The organism is Anaerotruncus sp. (assembly GCF_057433415.1).
Window position 1 is genome coordinate 1 of the sequence record NZ_DBMDHH010000005.1, and the last position, 20991, is coordinate 20991.

Below are 20991 nucleotides of genomic sequence, written 5' to 3' on the forward strand. Positions count from 1 at the left end.
CCGGGAGGCGCTCGACCGCGCCGCCCCGGACAATCCCGTGCTGCTCTCCCACGCGTCGGGACATATGGGGGCGGTCAATTCGGCGGCGCTCCGGGAGATGGGGATCACCGCGGACACCCCCGATCCGGACGGCGGGCGGATCGGCAGGGTGGACGCCTCCCGGGAACCGGACGGCTATCTCGAGGAGACGGCGTTCATCTCCCGTTCCAACGCGGTCCCGCTGCCCTCGGAGGAGGAGCGGTTCCGCCAGATGGAGATGGCGCAGGACGCCTACCTGCGGTACGGCATCACGACGGCGCAGGACGGCTTGACCCGTCCGGCCGAGTGGGAGCTGCTGAAGGGGATGTCGGAGGCGGGGAAGCTCCGGCTCGACGTGGTGAGCTACCTCGATCAGAAGCAGTGCCCCGGGCTTCTCAGGGAGAACCCGGAGTGGTACGGCCGGTACCGCGGGAACCTGCGCATCGGCGGATATAAGATTTTCCTCGACGGCTCGCCGCAGGGACGCACCGCGTGGATGAGCGAGCCCTATGAGGGCGCGGCGGACGGCTACCGGGGCTACCCCTCCTATACCGACGAACAGCTGGAGGCCTTCGTGCGGCAGGCGGTGGACGAACGGGTGCAGCAGCTCGTGCACTGCAACGGCGACGCGGCCTGCGGACAGCTCATCGGCGCTTACCAAAAGGTCGCGGGCGGGGACCTGGGGCTTCGCCCGGTGATGATCCACGCGCAGCTCGTGCGGGAGGACCAGCTCGCCGAGATGGCGAAGCTCGGCATGATCGCCTCCTTCTTCGTGGCGCACACCTGGTTTTGGGGGGACGTGCACCTCAAGAATTTCGGCGCGGCCCGCGCCGAAAAGATCAGCCCCGCCGCGAGCGCGCTCCGGGAGGGGGTCGTCTACACCTTCCACCAGGACACGCCGGTCATCCAGCCGGATATGCTCTTCACCGTCTGGTGCGCGGTCAACCGGCGCACCAGGGCGGGCGTTGTGCTCGGCCCGGAGGAGCGGCTCTCCGTAACGGACGCGCTGCGCGGGGTCACGGCGAACGCGGCCTACCAGTATTTTGAGGAGGACCGGAAGGGGACCATCCGCGCGGGCAAGCGGGCGGATCTGGTCGTGCTCGACCGCAATCCGCTGGATGTCCCGGCGGAGGAGCTGAAAAACCTGCGGGTGCTGGCGACCATCAAGGCGGGGGAACCGCTCTATCGAAAGGAATGACAGCAAGTTGAACTACCGTGAAGAGATCGCGGCCTACCGGCCGCGCGGGGAGGAGGAGGCCGCCGACCAGGCGCTCATTCTCTCGATGATCGAACATTTTCCCGATACGGTGCTCACACGCGAATGCCTCGCGGGGCACATCACCTCGTCGGGCTTTATCGTCAATGAGACGCGCGACAAGACGCTGATGGCGTGGCACAACATCTACCGCTCGTGGGCGTGGACGGGCGGCCACGCGGACGGCGCGCCCGACCTGCTCGCGGTCGCGCTGCGGGAGGCGCGCGAGGAGACGGGCATCCTGCGGGTGTCGCCCCTCTCCCGGGAGATTGCGGGGCTGGACGTGCTGACGGTGCCGGGGCATGTGAAGCGGGGGAAATACGTCCCCACCCACCTGCACCTGTCGGTCTCCTACCTGCTGTCCGCGCCGGAGGACCAGCCGCTGGCCGTCAAGAGCGACGAGAACAGCGGGGTGCAGTGGATCCCGATCAGCGAGATCGAAAGCTACAGCAGCGAACCGGAGATGTACCCCGTCTACCGCAAGCTGGTGGAACGGATGCGAAAGCTGCCGTGAGGCTGGAGGAGATCGTAGAACCGCTGCTCGGCTGGTACGCGGAAAACGCCCGCGACCTGCCCTGGCGGCGGGAGGTCACCCCCTACCGCGTGTGGATCTCCGAGATCATGCTCCAGCAGACCCGCGTGGAGGCGGTCAAGGGGTATTTCGCGCGGTTTATCGGCGCGCTGCCCGGCCCGGCGGAGCTGGCCGCCGTCGACGAGCGGGAGCTGCTGAAGCTGTGGGAGGGACTCGGCTACTACAGCCGCGCCCGCAACCTCCAAAAGGCCGCGCGGGTGATCATGGAAACGTACGGCGGGGAACTGCCCGCCTCCCACGAGGAGCTGCTGACGCTGCCGGGCGTCGGCCCCTACACGGCCGGGGCGGTCGCGTCGATCGCGTTCGGCCTTCCCGAGCCCGCCGTGGACGGCAACGTGCTGCGGGTGCTCTCCCGGCTGACGGCGGATAACAGCGACATCGCGGACCCCGCGGTCAAGCGCGCCGCCGAACGGACGGTGCGCGGGATCATCCCCGCCGGGCGCGCGGGGGCGTTCAACCAGGCGCTCATGGAACTGGGCGCGACCGTCTGCGCGCCGAACGGCCCGCCCGCCTGCGGGCGCTGCCCGCTCGCGGGCCTCTGCGCGGCGCACGCGGCGGGAAACGAAACAGCCTATCCCGTCAAGGCCGCGAAGAAGGCGCGCCGCGTCGAGGAGCGCACCGTGCTCCTGCTCGTGCGGGACGAGCTGCTCGCGCTGCGCCGCCGCCCGGCGAAGGGGCTGCTGGCGGGGCTGTGGGAGCTGCCCAACCTGCCGGGCGCGCTCGACGGCGCCGGCGCCGTCGAGGCGGCGCGGACGCTGGGGCTGGCCCCGCTGCGGGTGGAGCCGCTCGGCCCGGCCAAGCACATCTTCACCCACATCGAGTGGCACATGACCGGCTACCGCGTCACCGTCGAGGAGGCGCAGGCGGGGGAGGGGCTCGAGTGGATCGATCCCAGGGGGCTGCGGGAGGACTATCCGCTGCCCTCCGCGTTTTCGGCCTACCTCGCGCCCTATCTCGCTGCGGGCGGGTGACGCCGCCCGGACGTCAGGAGAAATCCGATGGAAGTCCGGCGACCGGAGATGGGAGACCGCCCGTTGGGCGGTCTCTTTTTGTCAGGGAGATTTTTCAAGCGGGGTTGCCGAAACAGGGAAAATGTGCTATAATAACACCATCCTAAACTGGGGGAATGTTTCGTCCCCCTGTAAGCTGTAACCGGGACCGCCGGGCCCGCCCCGCGGCCGTGTGCGCCATGACGGATGGCCGTCTGCCGAGATTCGATTCGACAGGCGGCTTTGCGTTATTCAAAGTTTGGAAACGAATTGTCCATAATTTTTTGGTATAATAAGGTGATTCATTAAATCAATAAAAACATAAAGAGGAACAGAAAGGGAGTGTGACACATGTCGTCCAACAACCCGTATTCCGAGATTACGCAGGAAATACTGGACCTTTCCGAGCTCTGTCGGAAGGGCAGCGCCATTGACCCCGCGCTGTATGAGAAACTGGACGTGAAACGCGGCCTGCGCGACATCAACGGCAAGGGCGTGCTCGCGGGGCTCACCGAGATCTCCGAAATCCAGTCCAGCATGGTGGACGAGAGCGGCTCGACCATCCCCTGTGAGGGCAAGCTCTTCTACCACGGCATCAACATCAAGGACCTCGTCTCCGGATTCATCCGCGAAAAGCGGTTCGGTTTCGAGGAAGCCGTCTACCTGCTGCTCTTCGGGCAGCTGCCCAGCGAACGGCAGCTGAAGGATTTCTCGGCCCTGCTCGCCCGTTACCGCACGCTCCCGACCAGCTTTGTGCGCGACATCATCATGAAGGCGCCGAGCCGCGACATGATGAACACCCTCGCGCGCAGCGTGCTCACCCTCTATTCCTACGACGACCGCGCTGACGACATCAGCATCCCCAACGTGCTGCGCCAGTGCCTCCAGCTCATCGCGCTCTTCCCGCTGCTGTCGGTTTACGGCTACCAGGCCTACAACCACTACCACGAGGGACAGAGCCTCTATATCCACGCGCCCGACCCCGAGCTTTCGACGGCAGAGAACATCCTGCGCATCCTGCGCCCCGACAGCAAGTACACCGCCCTGGAGGCCCGCGTGCTCGACGTGGCGCTCGTGCTCCACGCGGAGCACGGCGGCGGCAACAACTCGACCTTCACCACCCATGTCGTCTCCTCCTCCGCGACCGACACCTATTCGGTCATCGCGGCCGCGATCGGCTCCCTCAAGGGCCCGCGGCACGGCGGCGCAAACATCAAGGTCGTCAAGATGTTCGACGACATGAAGAAGACCCTGCCCGACTGGACCGACGAGGACGCCGTGCGCGGCTACCTCAAGGCGCTGCTCAACAAGCAGGCGTTCGACCACGCGGGGCTCATCTACGGCATGGGCCACGCGGTCTACTCCCTCTCCGACCCGCGCGCCGACATCTTCCGCGCGTTCGTCAAATCGCTGTCGGAGGAGAAGGGGCTCGACAAGGAATACGAGCTCTACTCCCTCGTCGAGCGGCTCGCCCCCGAGGTCATCGGCGAGGAGCGCCGCATCTACAAAGGCGTCTCCGCCAACGTCGACTTCTACAGCGGCTTCGTCTACAGCATGCTCGACCTGCCGACCGAGCTGTTCACCCCGATCTTCGCCATCGCGCGCATCGCGGGCTGGAGCGCCCACCGCATCGAGGAACTGTGCAACGCGGGCAAGATCATCCGCCCCGCCTACCAGAGCGTGGCGCCCCGCGCCGACTACATCCCGCTGCACGAGCGGCAATAACGGAAGCCCAGAGGCCCGCCGTCCGGCGGGCCTCTTTTTTGTGCGCCGAAATCCATAAAGGCGGGGGCGGGGACGGGCCTGCGATTTGTCGATTTTGCGGGAATGGCATTTTGGGAGAAGATGTGTTAAGATAGACTGATGGAAAGAGAGGGGTACGGAATGAACCGGCAAATCAAAACCAGCGAGCTGCTTCGGCGGTTCGCTCCTTATTTTAAGAAATACCGCGGGGTGCTGGCGCTCGACCTCTTCTGCGCCTCGCTGACGACGGTGTGCGAGCTGGTGCTGCCGCTGATGGTGCGGTATATCACCGACCTCGGCATGAACGACCTGGCGAGCCTCACCGTTTCGCTCATCCTGAAGATCGGGCTGCTCTATCTGCTGCTGCGGGTGATCGACATGGCCGCCAACTACTACATGCAGAACATCGGCCACATCATGGGCGCGCACATCGAGACGGACATGCGCAGCGACCTGTTCGAGCATCTCCAGCGGCTCTCCTTCACCTATTTCGACAGCACCAAAATCGGCCAGCTGATGGCGCGTATCACGAGCGACCTGTTCGACGTGACCGAGTTCGCCCACCACTGCCCCGAGGAGTACTTTATCGCGGCGCTCAAGATCGTCGTGTCCTTCATCATCCTCGCGAACACCAACCTCTGGCTCACGCTGATCATCTTCGCGCTCATCCCGCTGATGGTCCTCTGCGCCACCTATTTTAACCAGCGGATGCGCCGCGCCTTCAAAAAGTCGCGCAACCAGATCGGCGAGCTCAACGCGCAGGTGGAGGACAGCCTGCTCGGCATCCGGGTGGTCAAATCGTTCGCCAACGAGCAGATCGAGCGGGAGAAGTTCCGCGAGGGCAACGAGGAATTCCTCGACATCAAGCGGGAGCAGTACCACTACATGGCGGGCTTCGGCAGCGTGACCCGCATCTTCGACGGCATCATGTACGCCGCCGTGATGATCGCGGGCGGGCTCTTCATGATCTACGGGCAGATCAACGCGGCCGACCTGATGGCCTACCTGCTCTATGTGACGACGCTGCTCACCACCATCCGCAGGATCGTCGAGTTCACCGAACAGTTCCAGCGCGGCATGACGGGCATCGAGCGGTTCCTTGAGGTGGTCGACGCGCCGGTGGACATCCACGACGCGCCCGGCGCGAAGGAGCTTCGGGACGTGGCGGGCGACATCGCCTTCGAGCATGTGGCCTTCCACTATTCGGACGACGACCACTGCGTGCTCTCGGACATCAACCTGCATGTGCGCCCGGGGGACAGCGTGGCCCTCGTCGGGCCGTCGGGCGGCGGCAAGACGACGCTTTGCAGCCTCATCCCGCGCTTTTACGACGTGACCGAGGGGCGCATCCTCGTCGACGGGCAGGATATCCGCGGTCTCACGCTCGAGTCCCTGCGCAAGAATATCGGCGTCGTGCAGCAGGAGGTCTACCTCTTCGCGGGCAGCGTCTTTGAAAATATCTCCTACGGCCGCCCGGGGGCGAGCCGCGAGGAGGTCGTCGAGGCGGCGAAGCTCGCGGGCGCGCACGACTTCATCATGGAGTTCCCCGACGGGTACGACACCTACGTGGGGGAGCGCGGAGTGCGCCTCTCGGGCGGGCAGAAGCAGCGGATCAGCATCGCGCGGGTCTTCCTCAAGAACCCGCCCATCCTCATCCTCGACGAGGCGACCTCCGCGCTCGACAACGAGAGCGAACGGATCGTCCAGCAGTCGCTTGAGACGCTTGCGAAGGGGCGGACCACCTTTACGATCGCCCACCGCCTGACGACCATCCGCGGCGCGCAGCTCATCCTCGTGCTGACCGAGGAGGGGATCGCCGAGCAGGGCACCCACGCCGAGCTGATGGCGAAGGGCGGGCTCTACCACCGCCTCTACAGCATGTACACCGAGATGGAATAGGCTTTTGGCGCGGAAGGATCGATGAAATGGTAAGGGATATGACGGCCGGCAGCCCGTCGAAGATCCTTGTGACCTTCGCGCTGCCCATGATCCTCGGCAACGTCTTTCAGCAGCTCTACAACATCGTGGACTCGGTGGTGGTGGGGAACTTCGTGGGCTCCGACGCGCTCGCGGCGGTCGGGGCCTCCTATCCGGTCACCTTCCTGTTCATCGCGGTCGCCACCGGCGCCTCGATCGGCTGTTCGGTGGTGATCTCGCAGTTTTACGGCGCCAAGCGGATCACCGAGATGAAATCGTCGGTCTTTACCGCGCTCACCTCGATGATGACGCTGAGCGCCCTGCTTTTGCTCGCCGGGCTGCTGCTCGCGCGCCCGCTGCTTTTGCTCATGCGCACGCCGGGCAACATCTTTTCCGACGCGGACGCCTACCTGCGCATCTATGTGGCGGCGGTGCCCTTCCTATTTCTCTACAACACCTCGACGGCCGCCTTCAACGCCCTCGGGGACAGCCGCACCCCCCTCTGGCTGCTGATGCTCTCGTCGGTGACCAACATCTTCCTCGACCTGCTCTTCGTCATCCGGTTCGGGATGGGGGTGCCGGGCGTGGCGTGGGCGACCCTCATCGCGCAGGCGCTCGCCTCCCTGCTGGCGTTTTTCGTGCTGCTGCGCCGCCTCAGGCGGATGCCGTGCGAGGGGAAGCCCCGCGTCTTTGAATGCGAGCGCCTCCGGCACATCTGCCGGGTGGCGGTGCCGTCGATCGTCCAGCAGTCGATCGTCTCGTTCGGCGCGCTCTTCGTGCAGGCGCTCGTCAACGGCTACGGCTCCGACGTGATCGCGGGCTACACCGCCGCGACCAAGATCGACAGCATCGCGATCATGCCGATGCTCAACGTCGGCAACGCCGTCTCCTCCTTCACCGCGCAGAACATCGGCGCGGCGAAGCCCGGGCGGGTGGGGAAGGGCCTGCGCGCGGCGGTCGTGATGTCGGCGGTCATCGGCGGCGCGACCACCGCCGTGCTGTGGGGGTTCGGCCCGCAGTTCGTCGGGCTCTTCGTCGATTCCTCCGCCAACGCCGCAGTGATCGCGGCGGGCGTCGAATACCTCACCGTCGTCTCCCTCTTCTACGCGGCGATGGGGATCATGTGCGATTTCAACGGCGTGCTGCGCGGCGCGGGGGACATGAAGGTGTTCATGATCGGGACGCTGGGCAATTTTTCGGCGCGCGTCGTCCTCGCCTACACGCTCGCGGCGTTTATCGGGGAGGCCGCCGTCTGGTGGTCGATCCCGATGGGCTGGACGATCGGCCTCGTCATCGCGGCCGCCCGGTTCTTTTCGGGCGGCTGGAAAACGAAATCCATCATTGAGGACGCGCCCCGCTGAAGGCGCGCCCGGACAGGAGCTCTATGCCAGCACAATCGCTTGCCGGAAAGGCGCAGCGCGCCGAGGTCCGGTCGGAATATTTCCGCTACCTCGTCCCGACGATCATCGGACAGGTGGCGCATTGCTGCTACTGCCTGGCCGACGTCTTTTTCGTCGGCATGGCGGTGGGGGAAAACGGGCTCGCGGCGCTCAACGTCGCGCTGCCCATCTTTACCGTCTACACCACCTTTTCCATCCTGATCGGCGTCGGCGCGGCGACCACGATCTCGGTCTGCCGCGGCGAGGGGGACCCCGAAAGCGGCGACCGCGTCTTTACGATGGCGGTCGTTTCGGTGCTTGCGGCCGGCGCGCTGCTCTCCGTCTTCGGGACGCTCTTCCTGCGGCAGATCGCCTGCCTCTTCGGCGCGACCGACCTGATCGTCGGGAACGTCGTCGCCTACCTGTCTCCGATCAGTCCCCTCTGCTTCGTCTATATGCTTTCGAGCGCGATGTGCGTCATCGTGCGCAGCGACGGCAATCCCCGGCTCGTGATGGTCGCGGGAGCGGCGGGCAACGCCGCCAACATCCTGCTCGACTATCTCTTCGTGATCCCGCTGGGGATGGGGACGTTCGGCGCGGGGCTTGCGACAATCATCGGCCCCTTCATCACCTGCGGGCTGCTGAGCCTGCACTTTGTCACCCGCCGTAACGAGGTGCGCTTCACCCGGCGGTTCTTCTCTCCCCGCCTCTGGTGGCGGATGGTCAAAAACGGCGCGGGCTCGGGGGTGCTTGAGACCTCGGCGGGCTTCGTCATTCTCATGTTCAACATCGTGCTCATCCGGGTGGGCGGGGAGACGGCGGTCGCGGTCTTCTCGATCATCTCCAATATCGGCTATGTGGGCAAGGGCATCTTCAACGGCATGGCGCAGGCCGCCCAGCCGATCATCTCGATCAGCTACGGCTCGGGCTGGTACGGGAGGATGAAGGCGGTCGACCGGGTCGCGGCGGCCACGGCGGTGCTCTTTTCGCTCGCGGTCTACGGGGTCATCCTGCTCTTCCCGGGGCAGATCATCGGGCTTTTCATCTCGACCGACGCGCGGGTGCTCGCCATCGGCGTGCCCGCCGTGACGCTCTACTTCCTCTCGCTGCCCTTCACCGGCGCGAACACGATCCTCATGTACTATTTCCAGTCGATCGAGCAGTCGCTCTGTACGACGGCCGTCGCACTGCTGCGCGGCATCGTGCTCGTCTACCTGGCGCTGCGGGCCTTCTCCGCGCTGTGGGGACTCAGCGGCGTGTGGCTCGCGCTTTTCGCGGCGGAGGCGCTCACCTTCGCGATCTTCTTCCCCGTCAAGCTGCGCCTCAACCGCGGGTTCCGGGAGACGGACGACGGCCCGAAGCAATCTCTGTGAGGTGGATGATATGAAAAAGCTGGTTTTTTGCCTGTGCGTTTTCCTCCTGCTGTCCGGCTGCGCCCGGCCGATGAGCATGGACACCGTCGGGAAGGAGCCGAATTTTGCCGGGGTCGTCGAAGAGGCGCGCGAGGGGAGCATCCTCGTCCGCGTCAACGAAGACGAGGAGGTCTGCCGTACCAGCGATCTCGTCAGCGTCTCGCTGGACGCGGCGCTGGAGGACAGCATGACGCACTTCAGCGTGGGGGACGCGGTGCGCGTCTACTACGACGGGACGATCGCCGAGAGCTACCCGGCGCAGGTCGACACGGTGTACGCGATCATTCTGGTGAAGCCCCCGGAGGACGGGCAGGCCCGGTGATTGCGGTCCGCGGGCGGGTGGAAAAACCGCTGGCAGAAAGAGTATGACATGTCGTGCAATTCGACAAAAAGAATCCTGCAAGATCGTACATTTTAAATCAACCCTCCAATCTTTCAAAACGGTGCATTTTCCAATTGAAAATGCTGGCGGAATCCTGTAAACTGGAAGTGTATTTTGATTGCGGAGGTGGCGGAAATGGCTCTTCTGATGGGCGAATGCGGATCATCAAGGGAGAGCTGCATCCGGCTGGCAGGCGGCCTTTTGGGGCGCGCGGCGGGCGGGTCCGCCATGCCTTCGCGGAAGTAGTGCAGGTTGCGAGCGATCGCAGCCTGTTTTTCATTTGCAGAAAACAAAATCGGAAATGGAAAGGGAAGTGTCGGAATTGGCGGACAAAAAAGTAGCGGTTATTATGGGCAGCGACAGCGACCTGCCGGTCGTCAAGGGCGCGATCGATACCCTCAAGGGGTTTGGCATCGGCGTGGAGGTCCACGTCATGAGCGCGCACCGGACCCCCGCGCTCGCGTGCGAGTTCGCGGCGTCGGCGCGCGACCACGGCTTTGCCGCGATCATCGCGGCGGCGGGCAAGGCGGCGCACCTGGCGGGTGTGCTGGCGGCGCACACGACGCTGCCGGTCATCGGCATCCCGGTCAAATCCTCCACCCTCGACGGTCTGGACGCCCTGCTCGCGACGGTGCAGATGCCCTCCGGCATCCCGGTGGCGACGGTGGCGATCGACGGCGCGCAGAACGCGGCGATCCTCGCGGCGCAGATCATCGGCGTGACCGACGCGGAGGTCGCGTACAAGCTGTCGCTCAGGAAGGAAGAGATGAAGCAGGGCGTCATCGAGAAGGACCGCAAGCTCCAGGAGCAGCTCGGCTGATCTCTCCGCCAAAATGCGCACGATCATCGGAAGATTCAAATACTTCAGGACTTTAGGAGGAAACAGAAATGGAAAAAAGGGAACAGCTCTACGAGGGAAAAGCCAAGAAGGTCTTTGCGACCGACGACCCGAACGCCTACATCGTCTCCTATAAGGACGACGCGACCGCCTTCAACGGCCAGAAGAAGGGCACCATCGCCGAAAAGGGCATCATCAACAATAAGGTCTCCAACCACCTGATGAAGATGCTCGAGGAGAACGGCATCCCCACCCACCTGATTGAGGAGCTCTCCGACCGCGAGACCCTCGTTAAAAAGGTCACGATCGTCCCGCTCGAGGTCATCGTCCGCAACATCGCGGCCGGCTCCCTCTCCAAGCGGCTCGGCCTGCCCGAGGGCAAGAAGCTCGCCAAGACGGTGCTCGAGTACAGCTACAAGGACGACGAGCTCGGCGACCCGATGATCAACGACTACCATGTGTTCGCGATGGAGCTGGCCACCCCCGAGGAGCTCAAGACGATCGCCGGCTACGCCTTCAAAATCAACGACCTGCTCGCCGCCTACCTCAAGGATCTCGGCATCGAGCTCATCGACTTCAAGCTCGAATTCGGCAAGACCCCCGACGGCCGGATCATCCTCGCCGACGAAATTTCTCCCGACACCTGCCGCTTCTGGGACAGCAAGACGGGCGAAAAGCTCGACAAGGACCGTTTCCGCCGCGACATGGGCGGCGTCGAAGGGGCGTACCACGAAGTGATGCGCCGCCTGCTCGGCGAATAAATGAGAGAGATCCACGAATTTCCGATGGAGGGAATCGATTTGTACAGCGAACTGCATGAGGAGTGCGGCGTTTTCGGCATCTACGAAAACAGCCGCACCGACGTGGCGACCAGCGCCTATTTCGCGCTTTACGCGCTCCAGCACCGCGGCCAGGAGAGCTGCGGTATCGCGGTGAATGACGACGGCGTCATCAACTGCCACAAAAACGTGGGCCTTGTGCCCGACGTCTTCAACCGGGACGTGCTCGAAAGCCTCGGGCAGGGCAATATGGCGGTGGGCCACTGCCGCTATTCGACGACGGGCAACGGCAGCGTCGTCAACGCCCAGCCGCTCGTCGTGCGCCACTGCAAGGGCACGATGGCGCTCGCCCACAACGGCAACCTCGTCAACGCCCCCGACCTGCGCCGCCAGCTCGAAATGAACGGCGCGATCTTCCACACGACCAACGACAGCGAGGTCATCAGCTATATCATCACCCGCGAGCGGCTGCTCTCCCCGAGCATCGAGGAGGCGGTCGCCAAGGCGATGTACACGCTCAAGGGGGCCTATTCGCTCATCGTCATGTCCCCCAAAAAGCTGATCGCCGCCCGCGACCCCAACGGCTTCCGGCCGCTGTGCGTCGGCAAAACGGAGAACGGCTATGCCTTCGCCTCTGAGAGCTGCGCCTTCGACAGCATCGGCGCGCAGTTTTTGCGGGATGTCGAGCCGGGCGAGATCGTGGTCGCCGAGGACGGGGAGCTCCGGAGCATCCGCACCCACTGCGGCGGCAGGAGCAGCTTCTGCGTCTTTGAATACGTCTACTTCGCGCGCCCCGACTCGGTGGTCGAGGGGGTGAGCGTCCACGAGGCGCGCCAGCGCGCCGGGCGGATCCTCTACCGCGAGCACCCGATCGAGGCGGACGTCGTCATCGGCGTGCCCGATTCGGGCCTCGACGCGGCGCTCGGCTATTCGCGCGAATCGGGCATCCCCTACGGCGTCGGCTTCATCAAGAACCGCTACGTCGGGCGCACCTTCATCCAGCCCACCCAGGGCCAGCGGGAAAACGCGGTGCGCATCAAGCTCAACGTCATCGCCGAGACGGTGAAGGACAAGCGGGTCGTGCTGATCGACGATTCGATCGTGCGCGGGACCACCTGCGGGCGGATCGTCAAGCTGCTGCGGGAGGCGGGCGCCAAGGAGGTGCACTTCGCCGTTTCCGCGCCGCCCTTCCGGAATCCCTGCTTCTTCGGCACCGACATCGACAGCCGCGACAAGCTGATCGCCTGCAGGATGACGATCCCCGAGATTGCAAAGACGATCGGCGTCGACTCCCTCCATTACCTGAGCGTCGAGGGGGTCCAGCAGATCGCCCGCGGGGCGCACTGCGGCTTCTGCGTCGGCTGCTTCACGGGCGAATACCCGATCAAGGTGCCCGACGAGACCCCTAAGGACAAGTTTGAACACAAGATCAGCGAGAAGGCCAAGCGGAGGGAACAGGCATGAACAACAGCTATTCCGAGAGCTATAAGGCGGCGGGCGTCGACGTCACCGCCGGATACAGGGCGGTCGAACTGATGAAGTCGCATGTGGCGCGCACGATGACGGGCGGCGTGCTCGGCGGTCTCGGCGGGTTCGGCGGCCTCTTCGAGCTCGATTTGGCGGGCATGCCCAACCCGGTGCTCTGCGCGGGCACCGACGGGGTCGGCACCAAGCTGAAGCTCGCCTTTTTGATGGACAGGCACGACACCGTCGGCATCGACTGCGTGGCGATGTGCGTCAACGACATCATCTGCTGCGGCGCGAAGCCGCTCGTCTTTCTCGATTACATCGCCTGCGGCAAAAACGTCCCCGAAAAGATCGCGCAGATCGTTTCGGGCGTCGCGGAGGGCTGTGTGCAGGCGGGCTGCGCGCTCACCGGCGGCGAGACCGCCGAGATGCCCGGCTTCTACCCCGAGGACGAGTACGATCTCGCGGGCTTCGCGGTGGGCGCGGTGGACAAGTCCAAAATCCTCGACAACACCACCGTCGCGGCGGGGGACGCGCTCGTCGGCATCAAGTCGAACGGCGTGCACTCCAACGGCTTCTCCCTCGTGCGCAAGGTCTTCGACGTGGAGGCCCCCGGCGTGCTCGACCGCTACTACGACGAGCTGGGCGCGACGCTCGGCGAGGCGCTGCTCGCGCCCACCCGCATCTACGTCAAGCCGGTGCTCGCCGTGATGGACGAGCTCGCCGTCAAGTCGGTCGCCCACATCACGGGCGGCGGCTTCTACGAAAACATCCCGCGCGCCCTGCCCGAGGGCAAGCGCGCCCTCATCAGCAAGCGGCTCGCGACGCCCCTGCCCCTCTTCGACATGATCCAGCGGATCGGCGGGATTTCCGAGCACGACATGTACAACACCTTCAACATGGGCACCGGCATGGTGCTCGTGGTCGATAAGGACGACGCGCAGCGCGCGGTCGAGATCCTCAACGACCACGGCGAGCGCGCCAGGGTGATCGGCTATGTCGACGACGGCGAGCGGGGGGTCGAGCTATGCTGAAACGGGTCGTGGTGCTCGTTTCGGGCGGCGGGACCAATTTGCAGGCGCTCATCGACGCGAAGGCGCGCGGAGAGCTGCCGAGCGCCGAGCTCGCCGGGGTCGTCTCCTCGAAGGAGGGGGCCTTCGCGCTCGAGCGCGCCAAAAAGTCGGGCATCCCCACCGAGGTGGTCCCGCGGAAGGCCTACGCCTCCCGCGCCGATTACGACGAGGCGATCATCGCCGCGCTCGAGCGGTTCGAGGCGGACTACGTCGTGCTGGCGGGCTTTCTCTACGTGCTGGGGGATAAGGTCGTCGAAAATTACGACCGCAGGATCATCAATGTGCATCCGGCGCTCATCCCCTCCTTCTGCGGGGACGGAATGTACGGCCTGCATGTGCACGAGGCGGCGCTCGCCTACGGCGTGAAGGTCACCGGCGCGACGGTGCACTTCGTCAACGAGGTGACCGACGGCGGGCAGATCATTTTGCAGAAGGCGGTCGACGTCCTGCCGGGCGACACCCCCGAGCGGTTACAGAGGCGCGTCATGGAGCAGGCCGAATGGGTGCTGCTCCCGAAGGCGCTGGAATTGGTATGCAGCGGACAATTGGAGGGAATGGAATGAAACAGGACATCGCAAAGCTGCTCAGAGAGAACGCCTACCCGGGCCGCGGCATCCTGCTCGGGCGCAGCGCGGACGGGAAACACGCCGTCGCCGCCTATTTCATTATGGGGCGCAGCGAGAACAGCCGCAACCGGATTTTCGTCACTGACGGGGAGGGTATCCGCACCGAGGCGTTCGACCCGGCCAAGCTCTCCGACCCGTCGCTCATCATCTATTCGCCGGTCCGGGTGCTCGGCGACACGACGATCGTCACCAACGGCGACCAGACCGACACGATCTATGACTTTCTCCAGAGGGGCGGCTCCTTCGCGGACGCCCTGCGCACCCGCACCTTTGAGCCGGACGCCCCCAACTACACCCCGCGCGTGTCGGGGCTGCTGCACGGCTTCGACTACCGCCTCTCGATCCTGAAGAGCGCGGACGGCGACCCCTCGTCGGTGCGCCGCTACTTCTTCCAGTATTGGGACCCGCGCCCGGGCGAGGGGCACTTCATCCACACCTACCGCTGCGACGGCGACCCGATCCCTTCGTTCGAGGGAGAGCCGGAGGAGGTGGCGGTCGAAGGGGATATCGACGCCTTCACCGGCACGCTCTGGGAGAATCTCAACGACGCGAACAAGGTCTCCCTTTTCGTCCGCTACATCGACGTGGCGGCGGGCACCTGCGAGACGCGCATCGTCAACAAAAACCACTGAGGAGGACGGCGGCATGGCAAAGGAACTGGAACTGAAATACGGCTGCAACCCCAACCAGAAACCCGCGCGCATCTTTATGAAGGAGGGCGAGCTGCCGGTCGAGGTCCTGAACGGCAAGCCCGGCTTCATCAACTTCCTCGACGCGTTCAACTCCTGGCAGCTCGTGCGGGAGCTGAAAGCCGCGACGGGACTTCCCAGCGCGGCGTCCTTTAAGCATGTGAGCCCCGCCGGGGCGGCGGTCGGCCTGCCCCTGAGCGAGGTGGAAAAGAGGATCTACTTTGTGGACGACCTCGAACTCAGCCCGATCGCGAGCGCTTACGCGCGCGCGCGCGGCGCCGACCGCATGTCCTCCTACGGCGACTGGGTCGCGCTCTCCGACGCCTGCGACGTGCAGACCGCCAAGCTGCTCGCGCGCGAGGTGTCCGACGGCGTCATCGCGCCCGGCTATACCGACGAGGCGCTCGAAGTGCTGAAGACCAAGCGCAAGGGCGGCTACAACGTCGTCAAAATCGACCCGGCCTACATCCCCGCGCCGGTCGAGCACAAGGACGTCTTCGGGATCACCTTTGAGCAGGGGCGCAACGAGCTCAAGATCGACAACACCCTTCTCGAGAACGTCGTCACCGACTGCAAAACCCTGCCCGACGACGCGAAGCGCGACCTTGTGATCGCGCTGATCGCGCTCAAATACACCCAGTCCAATTCGGTCTGCTACGCCAGGGGCGGCCAGTGCATCGGCATCGGCGCGGGCCAGCAGAGCCGCATCCACTGCACCCGCCTGGCGGGCAACAAGGCGGACATCTGGTGGCTGCGCCAGCATGAAAAGGTGCTGAACCTGCCCTTTAGGGCGGACATCCGCCGCCCCGACCGGGACAACACGATCGACGTGTACATCTCGGACGACTGGATGGACGTGCTGGCGGAGGGGACGTGGCAGCAGTTCTTCACCGAGCGCCCCGTCCCGCTGACGCGGGAGGAGAAGCGCGAGTGGCTCGACAGGCTCGACGGCGTTTCGCTCGGGTCGGACGCGTTCTTCCCGTTCGGCGACAACATCGAGCGCGCCCACCGTTCGGGCGTGCGCTACATCGCGCAGCCGGGCGGCTCGATCCGCGACGACAACGTGATCGAGACCTGCAATAAATATGGCATCGCCATGGCCTTCACCGGCATCCGGCTTTTCCACCACTAAGGCGCGCCGGAACTGAGATCACAACAACAGGAGGACGGCCTCATGAAGATTCTGGTAGTCGGCGGAGGCGGACGCGAACACGCGATCATCCGCAAGCTCCGCGAGAACCCCGAGGCGGAAACCATCTACTGCGCGCCCGGCAACGGCGGCATCGCCGCCGACGCGGAGTGCGTCCCCATCAAGGCGACCGACCTCGACGGGATGGTCGCGTTCGCGAAGGAGCACGCGGTCGATTTGGCGGTCGTCGCGCCCGACGACCCGCTCGCGCTCGGCATGGTCGACGCGATGAACGCCGCGGGCGTCCGCACCTTCGGACCCAACAAGGCCGCCGCCCGCATCGAGGGCAGCAAGGTCTTCGCCAAAAACCTCATGGAGAAATACGGCATCCCGACCGCGAAATACCGCACCTTTGACAGCGCCTCCGAGGCCGTCGCCTACATCGAGACGCAGAACGCCTTCCCGACCGTCGTCAAGGCGGATGGGCTGGCGCTCGGCAAAGGGGTCGTCATCGCGCGGGACCTCGCCGAGGCGAAGGACGCGGTCCGCTCGATCATGGAGGACAAGCTCTTCGGCGCGTCGGGCAACCGCATCGTCGTCGAGGAATTTTTGACCGGGCCCGAGGTGAGCGTGCTCTCCTTCTGCGACGGGGAAACGGTGGCGCCGATGATCTCGTCGATGGATCATAAGCGCGCCTTCGACGGGGACGAGGGCCCCAACACGGGCGGCATGGGCACCGTCGCGCCCAACGCCTGCTACACCCCGGAGATCGCCGCGGAGTGCATGGAGCGTATCTTCAAGCCCACCCTCGCGGCGATGCGGGCGGAGGGCTGCCCCTTCTCCGGATGCCTCTATTTCGGGCTCATGCTCACGCCGGACGGCCCGAAGGTGATCGAGTACAACTGCCGGTTCGGCGACCCCGAGACGCAGGTGGTGCTGCCGCTCCTCAAAACCGACCTGCTGGAGATCATGCTGGCGATCGACGAGCGCCGGCTCGGGGAGCTTCCGGTGGAATTTTCCGACGAAAGCGCCGCCTGCGTCGTGCTCGCGAGCGGCGGCTACCCGCTCAAGTACCAAACCGGCCTTCCCATCGAAGGGCTCGGCGCGGACGGGCAGGTCCCGGGCGCGACAGTCTACCACGCGGGCACCCGCCTTGAGGAGGGCGTCTATAAGACGGCGGGCGGCCGCGTGCTGGGGGTCACCTGCACCGCCCCGACGGCCGGGGAGGCGCTCCGAAACGCCTACCGCGCGGCGGAGGGCATCCGGTTCGAGGGGGTGCATTTCCGCCGGGACATCGGCGCGCGCAACCACAGATAACAAAAAAAGGAAGGCCGCGCGCGGCCTTCCTTTTTTGGCGCGCGGCCGCCCGCCCGCATAGACTGTAGGGGAGGTGGTGCGCATGGCGACAGGTTCGGAGGGCGTGGTCGGGGCCGCGGGGATCGAAGGGGTGTTCGTTTCGGACGCGCAGGTCAACCGCGCCGCGCGGGCGGCCGCGGAAGCCGCGGGGCAGGCCTCCTCCACGGGGGCGGCGGGCCCCTTCTCCGCGGCTTCGGGGGCGGCGGACCCAACGGGTCCCACCGGTTCCACGGGCTCCACAGGCTCCACGCGGCCCACCGGGCCGCAGGCCCAGAGCGGCCAGGGCGCGCAGTTCGTCTACGCGGCGGCGACCGTTGCGAACGTGCTCTGCGACAACCTGACGCAGACGCAGATCAACCTGCTGGCGAACTTCCTGTCGGTGGTGACCACCTGCGTCTACGCCATCCTGACGGTGGAGAACCCGACCGACGTGCTCGAAGCGTGACGAAAGTTGCACTTTTCCGCGATGCTTGCTATAATGTGTGCATTGGCTTTGCCGACGCACACATTCTTTTTTGGATTCTTTCCAAATCATGTGCAGTAAATTGCAGCTTTCCCTTCACTATATCAGTGAACCGTTTGCAAGAAAATGGTGGTAAATGAAGATGGTTGTTGACGTTACGGCGGTGCGTGAGGCCCGCCTCGGAGACAAGGATAGTTTCGCAAGGGTTTATCAGCAGATCGCTGATGACCTTTATCGTGTTGCGCTCTATTCGCTGGGCAACGCCCATGACGCGCAGGACGTGGTAAGCGAAACCTTCATCGAGGCGTTCAAGGGCATCAAGAACCTGCGGGACGACAACAGCTTCCGGCCATGGATCATGCGGATCCTTTCGATCCGCTGCAAGCGGAAGATCGGGCAGTATATTTCGGGGCGCAACGAGCTGGATATCGACGATTTCCTCGACCTCACCGAGGAAGGGGAGGGCGTGGAGGAGCACTCCACCCAAAAGCTCGCGCTCGTATCCGCGCTGGAAACCCTCACGCCGCAGGAGCGCCAGATCATCGCGCTGGCGGTGGTGCAGGGCTACACGGTGCGCGAGACTGCCGAGATCCTGGGGGCGCCGCAGGGCACCGTGAGCTCCAAGCTGCACCGGACGCTCAAAAAACTGCGCGCCCAGCTGGAAAAATAACCCGAAAGGAGTGAATGTGCGTGAAGCCCGACAGACAGGAAGAGTTGCAGGAATCGTTGGATTTTCTGCGCGGCAGATTCGAGGAACTGAATCGTGACATCAAGCTGCCACATTCACTCGACGCGGAGGTGCTACGCGCGCGGCTGGAGGAGATCGAGGAGGTCCCGGAGGAGAGATCCGGGAAGGTCATCCGGTGGCGCGCGATCGCGAGCGTCGCGGCCTGCTTTGTGGTGGTGCTCGGCGCGGTATGGTTTTTGAATTCAGGCGCGGCGAAATCCGCCGACCTGCTTAACGGCCCCGCTTTGGCGGAGGCGGAAACGGCGGAGATGCCGGAGACGGCGGCCGATATGGCCGCGGCCCCGGCGGACGCGCCGGCTGAGGCGGCCATGCCGATGCTGGCGTCCGCGGCTTCCGGCGGCGCGGAAGCGGCCTATTACGCGGCGGACTACACCGAGGTCCGCGACACGATCTACCGGCTGGCAGGGGACCGGATGCTCAAGGGCAGCTTCAGCGGAGACCTGTACCTTGCGGACGGGGCGGCACCGGAGGCGGGCGCGGTGGAAGACGCGGCCCCCGCCGCGGATGCCGGCGGGATGATCCGCAGCGCGCCCGCCGCGTTCTCCGGCACCAACGTGCAGGAGGCGGGGGTCGACGAGGCGGACATCGTCAAGACGGACGGGAAATACCTCTACAGCTACGTCTATCAGAATACGACGAGCCAATCCCCGGCGATTTTCATCGCGGATGCGCAGAAGATGACCCTGACCGCGACGATCGAGGTCGATCCCGCGATCGATGAATTCTATCTCGACGGCGACAGGCTGGTCACCGTCGGTTACAGCGCGGACGAACTCCCGGCGCCGAAACAGACGGTGGTCGAGGCGACGGACGACAGCCTTGTCGACAGGTCCGCCGCATCGGGCGACGCGGCTTCATGGAACGGCGGGAGCTGGGACGGCGGAGTGGAGATGACGGTCTACGACATTTCCGACCCGGCCGAACCGCAGGAGGTGCGCACCTTCCGGCAGGACGGCAATTACGTCTCCTCCCGCCTGATGGACGGGACCCTCTATCTCGTCAGCCGGAAATATGTCTACGCGGATCTCACCGATAAGCGCACCCCCATGAGCGACATCGTACCGGTCTGCTTCGAGAGCGGCGCCGCCGAACCCCGGCTTCTGCCCGCGGACAAAATCGCGATCGCGCCGGATTGCAGCTCCGCGGATTACGCGGTGGTTTCCGCCGTCAATGTGCGGACGGGGAAATCGGACACCCGCGCGGTGCTCGGCGGGGGAGACGGCGTCTACATGTCGGCCGACAACCTCTATGTCTATTATGACTCCTGGCGCGGGTCCGTCTCCGATTCGGAGAGCTACCGCCGCACCGGGATCGTCAAGTTCTCCGCCGGCGGCAAGCTGGACCTCATGGGGACCGCGTGGATCGACGGATACGTCGACGGGCAGTTCGCGTTCAGCGAGCTCGACGGCAACCTGCGGGTGGCCGCCACGGCGGAATATCCCGTGAAGGGCGTAAGCAACAACCTCTATGTGCTCGACAGCGGTATGCGGCAGATCGGCCGCCTCGAGGGGCTCGCGCCGGGCGAGCGCATCTATTCGGTACGCTACCTCGGCGAGATGGCCTACGTCGTGACCTTCCGGGAGACCGACCCGCTCTTCGCGATCGACCTTTCGGACCCGCGCGCGCCCAAGGTGCTCGGGCAGCTCAAGATCCCCGGATTTTCGGAGTACCTGCACCCGCTGGACGACGGGCTCCTGCTCGGCATCGGGCAGAGCGTCGACGAGCGTGGCACGGCGAACGGCGTCAAGCTCTCGATGTTCGACGTCTCCGACCCGCTTAACCCGAAGGAGCTCTACGTCTACAACTTCGGGGGCGAGGGCGTCTGGGCGGAGGCGCTGTCCAACCACAAGGCCGTCCTCTTTGACGAGGAACGCTCCCTCTTTGGGTTTGCGGTGGATACGGGCTTCGGACGGATCGTCAGCCGCTACTACGTGTTCAGCTACGGGAAGGACGCGGACGGCTTTACCCTCAAGGCGAAGATCAGCCACGACGATTTCGGACCCAACGCATTTTCCGGGGTGAACCGGGGACTCTACATCGGGAACACCCTCTATACCTTCTCGCCCGACTGGATCGTGAGCTACGACCTCGACAGCTTTACGCGCAAGGAAATCCTGCGGCTCAAATGACATTCCC

19 protein-coding genes are annotated in these 20991 nt (G+C 64.9%); all 19 read left to right on the top strand.

What is annotated here, in order from left to right; translation table 11 throughout:
- Positions 1-1216 (top strand): amidohydrolase (locus tag ACZO3G_RS02440; RefSeq protein WP_486846767.1); only part of this gene is annotated, 1216 nt, incomplete at its 5' end.
- Positions 1217-1223: 7 nt separating this feature from the next.
- Entirely contained in the window at positions 1224-1787 is a 564-nt protein-coding gene (locus ACZO3G_RS02445) for an NUDIX hydrolase (RefSeq protein ID WP_101550008.1), read from the top strand.
- Positions 1784-2836 (top strand): A/G-specific adenine glycosylase, encoded by a 1053-nt coding sequence (gene mutY / locus ACZO3G_RS02450; RefSeq protein WP_276870130.1) that lies wholly within the window; start codon positions 1784-1786, stop codon positions 2834-2836. Before ACZO3G_RS02445 ends, mutY begins: the two co-directional genes overlap by 4 nt.
- Before the next feature lie 369 nt (positions 2837-3205).
- Positions 3206-4579: a citrate/2-methylcitrate synthase gene (locus ACZO3G_RS02455; RefSeq protein ID WP_101550010.1), complete on the top strand. Its 1374-nt coding sequence runs from the start codon at positions 3206-3208 to the stop codon at positions 4577-4579.
- A 159-nt stretch (positions 4580-4738) separates the two neighbouring features.
- Complete coding sequence (locus tag ACZO3G_RS02460) at positions 4739-6496, top strand: ABC transporter ATP-binding protein (RefSeq protein WP_101550012.1); 1758 nt, start codon at positions 4739-4741, stop codon at positions 6494-6496.
- Between the two features lie 26 nt (positions 6497-6522).
- The gene (locus ACZO3G_RS02465) at positions 6523-7875 is read left to right on the top strand and encodes an MATE family efflux transporter (RefSeq protein ID WP_276870125.1); all 1353 of its coding nucleotides are present in this window, start codon (positions 6523-6525) and stop codon (positions 7873-7875) included.
- A 23-nt stretch (positions 7876-7898) separates the two neighbouring features.
- Entirely contained in the window at positions 7899-9266 is a 1368-nt protein-coding gene (locus ACZO3G_RS02470; protein ID WP_276870123.1) for an MATE family efflux transporter, read from the top strand.
- Between the two features lie 10 nt (positions 9267-9276).
- Positions 9277-9627, top strand: coding sequence for a DUF3221 domain-containing protein (locus ACZO3G_RS02475; protein WP_277138525.1), 351 nt, complete (start codon positions 9277-9279; stop codon positions 9625-9627).
- Positions 9628-10036: 409 nt separating this feature from the next.
- The gene (gene purE, locus ACZO3G_RS02480) at positions 10037-10507 is read left to right on the top strand and encodes a 5-(carboxyamino)imidazole ribonucleotide mutase (RefSeq protein WP_373690862.1); all 471 of its coding nucleotides are present in this window, start codon (positions 10037-10039) and stop codon (positions 10505-10507) included.
- 68 nt (positions 10508-10575) lie between these two features.
- Positions 10576-11286: a phosphoribosylaminoimidazolesuccinocarboxamide synthase gene (gene purC / locus ACZO3G_RS02485; protein WP_101550022.1), complete on the top strand. Its 711-nt coding sequence runs from the start codon at positions 10576-10578 to the stop codon at positions 11284-11286.
- Positions 11287-11310: 24 nt separating this feature from the next.
- Positions 11311-12768, top strand: coding sequence for an amidophosphoribosyltransferase (gene purF / locus ACZO3G_RS02490; protein ID WP_418452802.1), 1458 nt, complete (start codon positions 11311-11313; stop codon positions 12766-12768).
- Positions 12765-13805: a phosphoribosylformylglycinamidine cyclo-ligase gene (purM, locus tag ACZO3G_RS02495; protein WP_101550024.1), complete on the top strand. Its 1041-nt coding sequence runs from the start codon at positions 12765-12767 to the stop codon at positions 13803-13805. Before purF ends, purM begins: the two co-directional genes overlap by 4 nt.
- Positions 13799-14407, top strand: coding sequence for a phosphoribosylglycinamide formyltransferase (purN, locus tag ACZO3G_RS02500; RefSeq protein WP_418452793.1), 609 nt, complete (start codon positions 13799-13801; stop codon positions 14405-14407). Before purM ends, purN begins: the two co-directional genes overlap by 7 nt.
- Positions 14404-15102, top strand: coding sequence for an IMP cyclohydrolase (locus ACZO3G_RS02505; RefSeq protein WP_276870115.1), 699 nt, complete (start codon positions 14404-14406; stop codon positions 15100-15102). Before purN ends, ACZO3G_RS02505 begins: the two co-directional genes overlap by 4 nt.
- 13 nt (positions 15103-15115) lie before the next feature.
- A complete protein-coding gene (locus ACZO3G_RS02510) occupies positions 15116-16291 on the top strand; it encodes a phosphoribosylaminoimidazolecarboxamide formyltransferase (protein WP_276870113.1) in 1176 nt (391 codons plus the stop codon).
- 42 nt (positions 16292-16333) lie between these two features.
- Positions 16334-17605: a phosphoribosylamine--glycine ligase gene (gene purD, locus ACZO3G_RS02515; RefSeq protein WP_276870109.1), complete on the top strand. Its 1272-nt coding sequence runs from the start codon at positions 16334-16336 to the stop codon at positions 17603-17605.
- Between the two features lie 82 nt (positions 17606-17687).
- Positions 17688-18089 (top strand): hypothetical protein, encoded by a 402-nt coding sequence (locus tag ACZO3G_RS02520; RefSeq protein ID WP_101550032.1) that lies wholly within the window; start codon positions 17688-17690, stop codon positions 18087-18089.
- A 154-nt stretch (positions 18090-18243) separates the two neighbouring features.
- Complete coding sequence (locus tag ACZO3G_RS02525; protein WP_101550034.1) at positions 18244-18777, top strand: RNA polymerase sigma factor; 534 nt, start codon at positions 18244-18246, stop codon at positions 18775-18777.
- A gap of 20 nt (positions 18778-18797) precedes the next feature.
- Positions 18798-20984, top strand: a complete 2187-nt coding sequence (locus tag ACZO3G_RS02530; RefSeq protein ID WP_276870104.1) for a beta-propeller domain-containing protein — start codon at positions 18798-18800, stop codon at positions 20982-20984.
- Positions 20985-20991: the final 7 nt, after the last annotated feature.

What these genes read in the sequence shown, in the direction of transcription:
- ACZO3G_RS02455 (WP_101550010.1), top strand. Translation starts at nt 3,206, where the DNA reads ATGTCGTCCAACAACCCGTATTCCGAGATTACGCAGGAAATACTGGAC.
- ACZO3G_RS02460 (WP_101550012.1), top strand. Translation starts at nt 4,739, where the DNA reads ATGAACCGGCAAATCAAAACCAGCGAGCTGCTTCGGCGGTTCGCTCCT.
- ACZO3G_RS02465 (WP_276870125.1), top strand. Translation starts at nt 6,523, where the DNA reads ATGGTAAGGGATATGACGGCCGGCAGCCCGTCGAAGATCCTTGTGACC.
- ACZO3G_RS02470 (WP_276870123.1), top strand. Translation starts at nt 7,899, where the DNA reads ATGCCAGCACAATCGCTTGCCGGAAAGGCGCAGCGCGCCGAGGTCCGG.
- ACZO3G_RS02475 (WP_277138525.1), top strand. Translation starts at nt 9,277, where the DNA reads ATGAAAAAGCTGGTTTTTTGCCTGTGCGTTTTCCTCCTGCTGTCCGGC.
- purE (WP_373690862.1), top strand. Translation starts at nt 10,037, where the DNA reads ATGGGCAGCGACAGCGACCTGCCGGTCGTCAAGGGCGCGATCGATACC.
- purC (WP_101550022.1), top strand. Translation starts at nt 10,576, where the DNA reads ATGGAAAAAAGGGAACAGCTCTACGAGGGAAAAGCCAAGAAGGTCTTT.
- purF (WP_418452802.1), top strand. Translation starts at nt 11,311, where the DNA reads ATGGAGGGAATCGATTTGTACAGCGAACTGCATGAGGAGTGCGGCGTT.
- purM (WP_101550024.1), top strand. Translation starts at nt 12,765, where the DNA reads ATGAACAACAGCTATTCCGAGAGCTATAAGGCGGCGGGCGTCGACGTC.
- purN (WP_418452793.1), top strand. Translation starts at nt 13,799, where the DNA reads ATGCTGAAACGGGTCGTGGTGCTCGTTTCGGGCGGCGGGACCAATTTG.
- ACZO3G_RS02505 (WP_276870115.1), top strand. Translation starts at nt 14,404, where the DNA reads ATGAAACAGGACATCGCAAAGCTGCTCAGAGAGAACGCCTACCCGGGC.
- ACZO3G_RS02510 (WP_276870113.1), top strand. Translation starts at nt 15,116, where the DNA reads ATGGCAAAGGAACTGGAACTGAAATACGGCTGCAACCCCAACCAGAAA.
- purD (WP_276870109.1), top strand. Translation starts at nt 16,334, where the DNA reads ATGAAGATTCTGGTAGTCGGCGGAGGCGGACGCGAACACGCGATCATC.
- ACZO3G_RS02520 (WP_101550032.1), top strand. Translation starts at nt 17,688, where the DNA reads ATGGCGACAGGTTCGGAGGGCGTGGTCGGGGCCGCGGGGATCGAAGGG.
- ACZO3G_RS02525 (WP_101550034.1), top strand. Translation starts at nt 18,244, where the DNA reads ATGAAGATGGTTGTTGACGTTACGGCGGTGCGTGAGGCCCGCCTCGGA.